10 protein-coding genes are annotated in these 12,427 nt (G+C 42.8%); 3 read left to right on the top strand and 7 right to left on the bottom strand.

The features are described 5' to 3' along the window. Positions 1-50: 50 nt before the first annotated feature. From Q7P33_RS01280 to Q7P33_RS01265, 4 genes are all read right to left on the bottom strand, one after another. Complete coding sequence (locus Q7P33_RS01280) at positions 51-1,304, bottom strand: ammonium transporter (protein WP_303866592.1); 1,254 nt, start codon at positions 1,302-1,304, stop codon at positions 51-53. Between the two features lie 439 nt (positions 1,305-1,743). Next, on the bottom strand, positions 1,744-2,847 hold the full coding sequence (locus Q7P33_RS01275; RefSeq protein ID WP_303866590.1) for a S1C family serine protease: 1,104 nt from the start codon (positions 2,845-2,847) through the stop codon (positions 1,744-1,746). 29 nt (positions 2,848-2,876) lie between these two features. Continuing rightward, entirely contained in the window at positions 2,877-3,665 is a 789-nt protein-coding gene (locus Q7P33_RS01270) for an MBL fold metallo-hydrolase (protein WP_303866586.1), read from the bottom strand. A gap of 163 nt (positions 3,666-3,828) precedes the next feature. Further along, complete coding sequence (locus Q7P33_RS01265) at positions 3,829-5,106, bottom strand: UDP-N-acetylglucosamine 1-carboxyvinyltransferase (protein ID WP_303866826.1); 1,278 nt, start codon at positions 5,104-5,106, stop codon at positions 3,829-3,831. Between the two features lie 275 nt (positions 5,107-5,381). On the opposite strand from Q7P33_RS01265, the gene Q7P33_RS01260 reads away from it, so the two are divergent. Continuing rightward, positions 5,382-6,410, top strand: coding sequence for a DnaD domain protein (locus Q7P33_RS01260; RefSeq protein ID WP_303866584.1), 1,029 nt, complete (start codon positions 5,382-5,384; stop codon positions 6,408-6,410). After that, positions 6,397-7,362, top strand: a complete 966-nt coding sequence (locus Q7P33_RS01255) for an ATP-binding protein (RefSeq protein WP_303866582.1) — start codon at positions 6,397-6,399, stop codon at positions 7,360-7,362. Before Q7P33_RS01260 ends, Q7P33_RS01255 begins: the two co-directional genes overlap by 14 nt. Positions 7,363-7,397: 35 nt before the next feature. Here Q7P33_RS01255 and Q7P33_RS01250 read toward each other — a convergent pair whose 3' ends face one another. Beyond that, complete coding sequence (locus tag Q7P33_RS01250; RefSeq protein WP_303866579.1) at positions 7,398-8,006, bottom strand: protein-glutamate O-methyltransferase CheR; 609 nt, start codon at positions 8,004-8,006, stop codon at positions 7,398-7,400. 81 nt (positions 8,007-8,087) lie between these two features. After that, positions 8,088-8,843, bottom strand: coding sequence for a tRNA1(Val) (adenine(37)-N6)-methyltransferase (locus tag Q7P33_RS01245; protein WP_303866576.1), 756 nt, complete (start codon positions 8,841-8,843; stop codon positions 8,088-8,090). A gap of 524 nt (positions 8,844-9,367) precedes the next feature. Between Q7P33_RS01245 and Q7P33_RS01240 the strand changes: the two genes are divergently transcribed. Beyond that, positions 9,368-10,975, top strand: a complete 1,608-nt coding sequence (locus Q7P33_RS01240; protein WP_303866573.1) for a hypothetical protein — start codon at positions 9,368-9,370, stop codon at positions 10,973-10,975. Positions 10,976-11,065: 90 nt separating this feature from the next. Here the strand turns inward: Q7P33_RS01240 and Q7P33_RS01235 are convergent, their stop codons facing one another. After that, the gene (locus Q7P33_RS01235) at positions 11,066-12,166 is read right to left on the bottom strand and encodes a 3D domain-containing protein (protein WP_303866572.1); all 1,101 of its coding nucleotides are present in this window, start codon (positions 12,164-12,166) and stop codon (positions 11,066-11,068) included. Positions 12,167-12,427: the final 261 nt, after the last annotated feature.

The raw sequence follows: 12,427 nt of genomic DNA, 5'->3' as shown, positions 1-12,427 counted from the left end.
GACTGAGAAGTCATACTCTTGTAGCTCCCCAATCGTATTTCACTATCCTATTATTGATCTATTCCTGAGAAAGCCGGGTAACCTTGTTCGCTGTGTTCGCTGATATCCAAACCCAATGCTTCAGCCTCCGGCGAAACACGGATGTTCATGACTTTTTTAAGAACGAGCATTATGACTGCAGTCATCACGGCTGAGTAGATGACAGAAATACCTACAGCCATCAATTGTGCCACAAATAATTGGGTGGCACCGAAAAACAATCCGTCCCACTGCGCAACCGGATTGATGGCTGACTGAGCAAACAGACCAGTCGCTATACCACCCCAGATTCCACCGATTCCATGGCAACCAAAGGCATCCAGCGAATCATCGTAGCCAAACTTCTGTTTGATCTTTGTCATAAAGAATAAGCAAATTGGACTAACCAAGGCACCAATCACTAAGGCCGCACTAAATGGTACATATCCGGAACCTGGGGTAATTGCCACCAATCCGATTACTGCACCTGTCACCGCCCCCAGAACCGTCACTTTTTTATAAAGAATCGATTCCATCACCATCCAGCTTAGCATAGCAGCAGCTGATGCGATCATTGTATTGCCCATCGCCTGAACCGCCAGTCCATTCGCCGCCAGCGCTGATGCCCCATTGAAAGCGAACCAACCGACCCAAAGAATCGCACCACCGGTGAAAACCATTGGAATATTATGCGGATGGTACGCTAGAATACCATAGCCTTTTCGTTTGCCAAGAATGATACAGGCAATCAAACCCGATACTCCGGAACTGATGTGGATAACATTTCCGCCAGCAAAATCGACAGCTCCCAATCCAGCGATAAAACCGCCTAAGCCCCAAACCATATGGGCCAATGGGTAATAGACCAATAATAACCATATCGCAATAAATACAAACATTGCAGAAAATTTCATCCGGCCTTCTAAGGCTCCTACCAGAATAGCTGGTGTAATAATACAAAACATCAGCTGAAAAATAGCAAACAAAGCACCTGGTATATTGGCCGCATAAGGTCCGGCTTCGGTGGCACTGACCCCGCTAAAAAAAGCATTACTCAGATTTCCGATAACACCCAGTCCACCAACATCTTCTCCAAATGAGATTGAATAGCCGATGGCAAACCACATAACAGTCGCCAGTCCGCAACAAAACAATACCGACATTAACGTATTAATGACGTTTTTTCGACGAACCATCCCACCATAAAATAATCCCAGACCGGGCGTCATAAAGAATACCAGCATTGAACCAATCAGAACAAATGCGACATCACCAGAATTAATCATATTAACTTCCTCTTTTCTTAAATAATTTTGATTCGATCATTTTATTATGACAATCTTTTCTATAAAGCCATCTTCTTATGCAATTTATAATTTCAGTCATTTAAGTATTCGCCTAATGTTCTTATTACACTGGCAATCCACTCTCGTATGCGCATTCAAATGATAGTCAGAGACAATCTCTTCAAATAAAAGACGATAACATTCATGACTGTTATCGTCCTTGATAAATTAATTCAACTACTTAAGCAAGAAAAAAAGGTGATAACAGAAACTTCTGTTATCACCTTTGATAAGCGCCTTAAATCCCAGGTATCAATTTAATAGCTCGGTCTTCTTTGACTTCTATTAAGCTTACCCTTAAGATGTTTTTGATTATAACACCATAAAAATCCACTGTCAATGTGATTTTCATAAATTTTCAATACAAACGGTTTTCACTTTACTGCCCCGCCGTCACAACCACATCTTTTGTCTGACTTTGCCCATTCCGTTCAAAGGTCACACTGACCTTTTCCCCAGCATTAACTGCATAGAGAATTTCTTTCATTTTCAGCATGGTATTGGTTTTGACGCCATTAATCTCTTTAATGATGTCCCCCGCAGCCAAGCCTGCATTGGCAGCCCCACCACCTTGTTGTACCGAAGCAATATAGATCCCCTCGTTAAAATTGACATCACTGTCAGTCAGATAGTAATCAGCAATAGCCCGATCATAGGCGGTAATACCCATCACAGTGGAATCAAATTTGCCAGTTGAAACAATTTCATTGAGAATCGGTTTTAAAATATTGATTGGAATAGCAAAGCCCATTCCTTCCCCAGTGGTTAGTTTATAGGTATTAATCCCAATTACCTCACCGTTTTTGTTAACTAACGGGCCCCCACTATTTCCTGAATTAATTGACGCATCGGTTTGGATCAGATCTTCTGCCAGCCCATTTTCCAATGGAATGCTCCGATTCAGTGCAGATATGATTCCCGCCGTGACGGTTCGCTCAAAATTTAGTCCCATCGGATTTCCAACCGCTACTGCCAGTTCTCCAACAACCACATTATCCGAATCTCCCAATTCCAACACCGGCAAATCCTTGGCATCAATTTTGATAATGGCCATATCCAGCGTCGCATCCGACCAGACCAGTTTGGCATCATAGGTATTCCCATCTGCCAGCGAAACCTTTAACGCAGATACATCATCAGAGGCCACATGCTGGTTGGTAGCAATATACCCATCACTGGTTAGGATGAATCCAGAACCAACACCACTCGCCTCCTGCGGTCCATAAACAGTCATAGACACTCCGGTTGTTTCAATCCCCACCACTGATGGTGGCACGGTTTGGGCGATAGCTTCGACTACCGTGTCCGCCGAACCCTGGTTGACTATAATCTCGTTCTTGGCGCCTTGGATCACACTATTATTGTCGAAAAAAAAGTTGACACCTAGAAGCAGCACCCCAACAATTACGCCACCAATAATGGCTCCGATCATGCCGATGATCAGGGAGTTCGGTTTTTTTTCTTTTTTCAGATCGTCGTTCATCGTTTCACCTCAATCTTAGTTGAAGTTCGTTATAGATTAATTGCCTCACTCACACAGCTTCGCTTTGCCACTGAAAGCTTCACATCTCCATCCAATACCACACCGGAACCAGTAAGAATCCGGGCTGTGGTTTCATAGGCCAACAATGGATAGTTATTTTCCTGACTAAGGTGGGCCAGCACCAGTTGCCGGGTACCTTCCTGTACCAGTGCCAACGCCAGATCTCCGGCAGTTTCATTGGACAGATGGCCAAAATCACTTTTTATCCGCTGTTTAAGGTAAAATGGATACGATCCGGCTTCCAGCATTGAAACATCATGATTCGACTCCAGCACGACCAGATCACAGCCGCATAACGCGCTGCGCATTTCTGGCGTAATAATCCCCGAGTCGGTGGCGATTCCCAACCGGCTTTTGCCGTCAGATACGACAAAACCGGCTGAATCCGCTGCATCATGAGATGTTTTAAACGCTTCAATTTGGAGATCCTGAACAATAAAAGGCTCTTCAAAATCAAAGATCTTTACATTATGCTCGGCAATTTTTCCCAAGTCCTTTTTCATTGCTGCCCAAGTTTTTTCATTGGCATAAATCGGCAGGTCAAAACGCCGTGACAACACCCCAACCCCATGAATATGATCACTATGTTCATGGGTCACCATGATACCACCAATTTCCCGGGGGTCTTCTTCAATGGCATCCATGGCACTCTGGATTCGTTTTCCGCTGAGGCCAGCATCGATGAGTATTTTTGTGCTGTTGTTTGAGACAAATAAACTATTTCCTGAACTTCCACTATATAAACTGCAAAATTTCAATCCTTGCTCCCTTGTTCATTTTAATATCTTGTAAAATTATTCCATTTAAATGCGCCAAGGACCAGCTGAATTGTTAGGATTATCCTAGCGAATGATGCTTAAACCTGACTTAACCTAACTTTACGGGATTTAAGATAGTCATCCTATCTGCCGCTAATACCCGCTAAAGACATGCAGGATCTTTCTCGGAAACTCGACGAATTACTGCCCCGAGATTTCGCAGATTTTCCTGAAGGTTTTCATAACCCCGGTCAATATGAACAATTTCAGTGATCTTTGTTTCACCATCAGCAATTAACCCTGCAATTACCATGGCCGCCCCGGCTCGCAGATCCGTGGTTCGGATTTTGGTAGCTGATAAGGACTTGACCCCGGTAATACTGGCGGTTCGACTATTGATGGAAATATTGGCACCCATCCGTCGTAATTCATCTACATATTTAAACCGGCTTTCAAAAATACTCTCTGTGATCGTGCTGGTTCCCTGGGCAATGGTCATTAATACCGCCATCGGTTGTTGTAGATCGGTGGGAAAACCCGGATAAGGCATGGTCTTAACGTTAACTGCCTTTAATGGATGTTTTCCGATAACCCGAATTCCGTCATCCTCTTCCAGAACGACGACCCCCATTTCGCTGAGCTTAGCCGTAATCGCCTCCATATGCTTGGGAATGACATTTTTAATTAAGATATCCCCTTCGGTGGCTGCTGCGGCCATCATGTAGGTACCAGTAGTAATCTGATCCGGGATCACCGAATACTCGCAGCCGTGCATTTCTTCAACGCCGACAATCTTAATGACATCTGTTCCCGCCCCCTTGATGTTTGCTCCCATCAAATTCAAAAAGTTAGCCACATCAACGATGTGGGGTTCTTTGGCAGCATTTTCTATAATTGTCTTGCCATCAGCACGAACTGCCGCCAACATAATATTGATGGTAGCGCCAACACTGACGACATCAAGAAAAATATGCGCTCCTTTGAGTTCCGGCGCTTCCATTTTTACCTGGCCATGTTCTATCACCACGGTTGCGCCTAAAGCCTGAAAGCCTTTGATATGCTGGTCAATGGGGCGATCCCCGATGTTGCAACCGCCGGGCAATGGCACAATCGCTTTACGATATCGTCCCAGCAGCGCTCCCAGCAGATAATAAGAAGCTCGCATCTGGCCGGTTTCTTCTTCATAGTCTGACACATCATAGGAGATCGATTTTTCAGTATTAATGATTAGGGTATCTTTTTCTCTATATATTTCAGCTCCCAGTTTTTCCAAAATAACAATCATCTTGTTAACATCTTTAATATCGGGAACATTATCTATTTTACTTGAGCAGGCACACAGTACTGCTGCCGGAATAATCCCCAGCACAGCATTTTTTGCCCCGGAGATCGCAACCTCACCTTGTAGGGGGTTACCTCCTTCTATAATAAAAGCATCCATATTTATTCCTTTCAGTGCAAATGTATATGCAATATCCAATTGGTTATTATATCATAAGTTTCAGTTTTATCAAGAAAACTCTCGATTTTATGCCGTTTTTTTATCAACAGAGCCGTTTTTCTTATACTCTTTAAGAATTCTTTTCCCTGCTTAATGAAAACAGGAATTCCTCACAAATTATTATCAATGTGATATAATAGCTTAACATACTATTTATCAAAACTAAAGATTTTTAGTCATGAGAAAGTATATTAATCCACAACTTGAGGTAGAAAATGAATCGTTTTGAATTAGTTTCCAGCCATGATGACTTGGGTGTGACCCCCATCGAAAATATTTTTATTAATCATTATATGCCAACAGCCCGAGGAGACTACGTGAAGGTCTATCTTTACGGCTTAAAGCGATGCTTTAATCAGGGCCTGACCCCCATCAGCAACGAAGATATTGCCAAAGATCTAAATCTTTTGGAAACCGATGTTAAAAAAGCCTGGGACTACTGGGCAGCTGAAAAAATCATTGCCATTGAATACACCGGAACCCGGGATGCCCTGGTTCGTTTTTATAATATCACAGGTACCATTCTTTATAAAAATGAGGCGATTCCCGAGACGACTGTACCTAAAAACAGCCAGTCTTCCAATAGCTTAGAAGACCGGATTCAACGGATGTATACCACCATCCAGGATATGTATGAAAGCCGGACGATCACCAAAAAAGAAACGCTGCTGTTTAAACGCTGGCTGGATGAATACAATTTTACTCCAGAAGCGGTGATTCTGATTGTCGAATATTCCATTAACATGATCAATAAAAAAGATCGCACCTTTACCCCGACTCAAGTCGTCTCCTATCTGGAAACCGTAGCACGAAGTTTTTATGCTGCTGAGGTTCGTGATCATATCGAAGCCGAAGCCTATATCAAAAACTCAGCACATCAACGAACGGCCTATTATCAGATATTTAAATATCTGGGTATCCAACGAAATCCGATGGTTTCTGAACGACAGATGATGGATACCTGGTTTAATGACTATGGTTTTTCAATGGAGATCATTGTCCAGGCTTTATCCCGAACCAACAAACCCAATATGAAATATATTGACGGTATTCTGAAGAATTGGCACGAACAAGGCTTTAAAACCTTGGATGATATAAAAAATGACAAGCCAAAACCAAAAGTTACTCATAAAGAGTCCCTTGAACCGATGAGTGATGCCCGAAAACAGGCTTATCTGGATATGGAAGTTGACTATGCCGAAGATTTATGGCCGGAACTGGAGATAAACAATGAAGACATATAATGAAGCCTTTGCCCTGCTGCAAGAAAAGCAGCAAGCCTACCAATTCAAACAACGACAGAAAAAAGCCATCCTATATAACCAGATTCCCGAGCTTTCTGAACTGGACAATGAAATCAACCGCTTGGGGGTCGCCCTGACCCGAGCCACCATCGCTAAAGAAGTCAATAAAACCACGGCTATCCGCCAGCAGATGAGTGCGCTTGAAGACAAAAAAAAAGACTTGGCCGGAGCAAAGGCCGCTCTGCTGACCCACTCTTATTATTGTTCGCTTTGTCAAGACACTGGAATTCTCCCTGAGGGAATCTGTGCCTGTCTGAATCAATGTCTGGCCGAGCTCAGTTTTTCCAGTTATGATTTAAAAACCCGGGCTCAACGGGAAACCTTTGAGAGCTTTAACCCGGACTATTATTCCGAACAGCCGATTGGTTCCGGATCAGCCAGTCATCGTAGTAACGCGCTTAGCATTAAGCAGAATATGTTAAAATATTGTCAAAATTTTGAAACCATCGAAGACCAGCTGCTTTTCACCGGTCCCCCTGGAGTCGGCAAAACCTTTATGTCCAATTGTATCGTTAATAAACTCACCGAAAAAGGCTACGGGATTGTCTACGTCACCGCCGCCCATCTGGTCGCCAGCATTCAGGATCAACTGTTCCGGGAAAAGAAAACCTCCACTGAGATTTATGAACCTCTGCTGCTCTGTGATCTTTTGATTATTGATGATTTAGGGGCTGAGTTTTCTTCAGAATATAGTCAAAAACAGCTCTACGAAGTGATCGACAGTCGCCTCAATGCCGAAAAAAAGATGATCATTTCCAGTAATTTGACGGTTCTAAAAATCAAGGAACTTTATGACGAACGACTTTCCTCCCGAATCTGCGGCCATTTTAAAACCATTCCCTTTCTGGGGGAAGACATTCGTATTCTCAAGGCCCGACGAGGCCGTTCATAAAAGAAGGTGTCCAGATCTTGCTTCTGGACACCTTTTTATTGGCAACGTTTTTGATAAATTTGAGCATTTGATACCACCGCTTCAAACTGATCGGCCAGTTCGGCTGGCAACTTTTGCGTTTGCTCCATGGCCAGATATCCCCCATCCATCAGTGAATCATGAAACATCTGAAGAACATCAATGCGTTCCTGTTCATTAAAATGCAGCAGGACATTTTTACATACAATCAGTCCAAAGTCTTTTCCAATAGCGTTTAGCGTCAGCAGATCGTGCTTCAAAAAGGTAACTGCACCCCGTATCTCAGCGGTGAGCCGATAAAAATCCCGATTTTTGACCTTGATAAAATATTTGTTAAAAATTTCTACCGGGATCCGCTGCACCTGCTCCCAGGGATATTCAGCCTGATAAATAATCTGATCAAAAAGGTCGCTGCCATCAATATCGGTCGCTTGAATCTTTACCTTTTCAAAATCACCCTGATCCAACCGCTCCCGCAATAACATCGCCAGGGTATAAGGCTCCGGCCCCATGGCACAACCGGCATCCCAGATCTTGATCGTCGGCATTGACCAAAGTTCTGGGATGGCATGGTTGCAGATCAGCTCCAAGGTATGTAAATCTCTAAAAAAATATGTAAATGCCATCGATTCCTCCCGCTTTTTTATGTGTGTCAAAAGTCATGAGCACCCGCGTATTTCCTACGTTAACAAAATTAAATCGCCTGACTATTCCGGCTTTTTCATTCCATAAATATCATAAATTTCCTGGGTATATGCACCATTTTGCTGATAAACAATCAGCGGGGCAGCGGTTTTTAACCCCGGCTTCCCGCTTTTTCGCCCCTCAATCAAAACCAGATTCGCTTCTTTTTTAATCGAAGGATAAACAAATTGCAGATGTTTGACCTCGATTTTATACAGTCGCATCAGTGAAATAATGTCGCCTAACCGTTCGGGACGATGAACCAGAAACAAACGTCCTCGATCTTTTAACATGCGTTTACTAAAAACAAGAATATCTTCGATGCTGCATAAAATTTCATGACGAGAAATTGTTTTTGTTTCACAATTGTTCTTAAGTCCATCCTCGGCCCGCATGTAGGGGGGATTACTCACCACCACATCATACGTGTTTGGTACGATCTCGTCACCTGGCGCTTTAATATCGCCTTGGATAATCTGGATCTGCTTTGATAAATCATTAAGTGCCATACTCCGCCTGGCCATTTCTACCAGCGGTTCTTGTATTTCCAGACCGGTGATCGAGGCCGCTCTGGTTTTGCCATAGAGCAGCAATGGAATAATCCCTGTACCAGATCCCAGATCGATGATATGAGGCGATCCTTTTATTTGGCAAGAAACAAACCATGATAACAAAACCGCATCCATTCCAAAACAAAAAAATTCGGGATTTTGGATTATTTTTAAATTATTTAATCCTAAGTCTTCGATTCGCTCCCCTTTTTTTAAAAAGTTATCCACAATTAACTCCTCCTAATCGTCGTCATTTCAGTATTTCACCGGATAATCAACAGATTTATCCACAATTCCGCCAATTGTATCCACTGTTTGTGGATAACTTTTGAAATTCTACCACCTTTTCCTTGTAACTCCCTAAACTACGGGATTTTTTGATCCATTGTTTTTCAATGCATATGTTGATTGTTTTTTTTTTACTTATCCACATATGCACAGCTAAAAATTGAAACAACTCATCCCCTTACCAAAATCCCGATAATATAGGGGTTTTCAACTTTCAACTTAAGAATTAAACTGATCAATCACTGTTGATAAAAATTATTTTTTTGTATTTACTGGCTTTTTTCGATTTTCTCTTTAATGTAAACAAAATCTTTGCTATAATGTGTAGTTGTAGAGGACTATTTCAAATTTATTATAATGATTCGCCGACCTCTAAAAGCTCCTTTATCATCCACGATTATGGTGATAAAGTCAATCACCAAAAAATATTGCATTGAAATTATTAGCGAAAGCGATGGATACTTATGAATAATGACAAAATCCAACCCAACAAATTGGATATTATTCTCGAAAAAAAACAGCTTCTGGATGCCACCATCCAGGAATGCGAAATACGAATTGATGAGAAGCTTGCTTCGCTGACTGATGACGGTTTCATTTCCCGTGAAGTCAGCCCCAATGTTTTTGAAGCATCCATCCAGAATCCCTACCAACCCGGTGAACATTTTCTTTCCGGGGTGGATATTTCGGATGATGACGCTCTCGATCAAGCCGTACTCAATTCCCGTCCTTTCGAAACACGTACCAACAGACTGGCCTTTGATGGTGATCACTTCACAAATCCATCCCCTCCCCCTAAACAAATGGGTGGCTTTTCAACACCCATTGGCGAAATCGAGGATGATGATGAACTGCCCACCCTGTCAAAAATACTGGGTCGAACCACACCATATGCTTTTGAATCGGAGCAGGGAGCTACTCTCCCCAAGGCATCCACGGAGACAACCACAGCTGAGCGATCGCAGCCAAATACTGTCGATGCCATTCTCAATGCCAGATTTCCGGAAACAGACAACGCATCACCTCCCGCTGGATCTGTTTTAGATAACCAAATGCCTACCCAAACTCCCGAACCGGAAATTGCCCGACCAATCGTTCAGGAGCGACCCATTTTAGCGACCGAAACGCCAACTCATAAAAAAACACCACCCGTTCCCAATAAAACTGAAACAACGCAAACAAAAACGAGCAAAGAAAAAAAGATTAAACCTGAAAAAAAAGCAACCCATCCCCCCCTCAAAAAGCCCAGCCTAACCGACATGGTTCCGCCGCTTGTTTTTTTCTTTATGGGATTAATGGTATTTGGCACTTTTTTGATTTTCACCGCTTCTGAGTTTACGTTCATTGATTATTGTGTCGTATTTATTTTGTTCACTTGTCTGATCTTTACCATCGCCATGCCGTATGGGGCCAGTATCTTTTTTATGATTCTACTCCTTGGCAGCTACGTGGTATTATCCCTTATTTCTGTTTTTTACCTGGAGATTCCTTTTGAATTATATCAGGTTGGTTGGTTGGTTGTGATCCCAATGGTATTATTGAGCAGCGCCTTGTTAATCCGGACAATCCGCGAATTGTTCCGCTTTAAAAAAACGCTCGAACAACAGATTGCTTCCTATGATAATCTGGAAGAAAGTCCCGGACTGACCATTGAAAAAGCTTATTACAAGGATCTGAAATATGCCATGGAACGGGCTTCACGGGGCGAAACCATTCTGACTCTGGAAATGATCACAATTCGTCATCTGGATGAACTCAAAACCATGAATGGTTCAAAACTTTGGGATGAGATTCTCTATAAAACCTTAAAGATCATCAAAACCCATTGCTACAGTACACACCTGATTTATATCCTCGATGGCAGTGTTTTTAGCATACTGATGGAAAACACCTCGGTCAAAAATCAATTACTGATCAATCAGGAAATCACTGATGCCTTCAATACCCTGATCTTGAACTATGAAAGTATTGAACCTGAAGTGACACTCAACATCGCTTCGATTCCATACACCCGGGATATCGCGAATCCATTTGACTACCGTGCCCAGGTTCTCAGGCATCTAAAAAAATAAAGCAGAAACCGTGTGATCGGCTTCTGCTTTTTTTAGTCTCCCAAAATGATGAAACCAAAAAGGACGTGCCACGGCACATCCTTTTTTAGTTTAATACACGATATAGGCTTCCAGATTCTGACGGCCAAACTGAATACAGGCTTCGTAGGAATCCATATAAATATCAACGATTCCTTCAGTTACTGCCCCACCTCGATCTTCCACTGTATAGGTAATCCCCATAGCCGGGATATAGATCTTCGTTCCAAACGGCAGACCACTCCAGGCTGCTACCGTGTGATTGGCTGTTGGCATCACACCTGATGCTGTGGCATTTCCGGTTGCTGTATAAGCCGTACACTGGATCGTCATTTTTACCGCACCTTCAGGAATGCTATTCGTAGCAGTTGAAGCTGTCGCCGCTGGCGTCTGAACCGCTGGTGCTGGTGTTACTGGTACTGGCGTCACCGGTGTTTCCACTGCTGGCGTTTCCACCACCGGAGCGGGTGTCGCCGCAACTGCCTTTGTTCCCACTTCAACAATTTCGGGAATTGGTGCTTTGACAATCTCGTCGTAAATCACTTCCCGTTTGACTTCCACACCGTTTTCGTAAAGAACCCGTTCAACCTGGCTGGATTCGCCATCAACACCAACCTGAACCACCTTGGTTTTACCCACTTCCATTTCCGGATTATCTTTGTTCTGGGTTGTATAGGTAATGACCTGTCGGCTTGGTAGTTCGTCTATCTGAACTCGGATAACCTTAACTTCTTTTACATCTTCCAATGGCGTTGATTGTCCCGGTACCACCCGATCCAGATCACCCAGTTCAATATTATACTCTCCCAGTAAATCACCGACCGTTTTGGCTTCGGTCTGATAAATAATGGTTTTCCCATCAAAAGACAGTTCCCCACTGGCTTTACTTTTCACTTCGACAGTGTCAACGGTAAACAGCACCGAATTGGTGTCGACATTGACCGTATATTGATCGTCCAATTCGATACCATTATCCTCCAGTACTTCCCCGACATTCTGGAACATCCCACCGCTGAGTACTCTTTCCTTATCATCAACGGTTACTTTGATCTCCTTGGCAAAAACAAAGGAACTGGCAGTCCCCACCACACAGGTGATGATCACGCTGGCCATTCCGATTTTTAAAATCGACTTTTTTCTTTTATGCGGGTTTTTATTCGCTTTTTCTATCATAAAACCTCCCCATCCATTTCAATCCGCAGATCGAAATTTCGTTTCGTTACAATTTCTTTACAAATCGATTGTACTTCATTTCCGAATAATTGTCAAGATTAGAATTTACTGATTGACTTTTCTTAATTTTTCATTTAGAATATATCTAATTAAATTAATATAAACCGTTGATGCGGAGATAACGTTGGAAAATGCCCTTACAGAGAGCGAGGTATGCTGAGAGCCTTGCAGAACGCAATCCTTCAAATGGACCGCTGAGGG

Source organism: Acetobacterium wieringae (assembly GCF_026646375.1).
GTDB classification, from domain to species: Bacteria; Bacillota; Clostridia; order Eubacteriales; family Eubacteriaceae; genus Acetobacterium; species Acetobacterium wieringae_A.
This window is presented reverse-complemented; position numbering and strand designations above follow the sequence as displayed.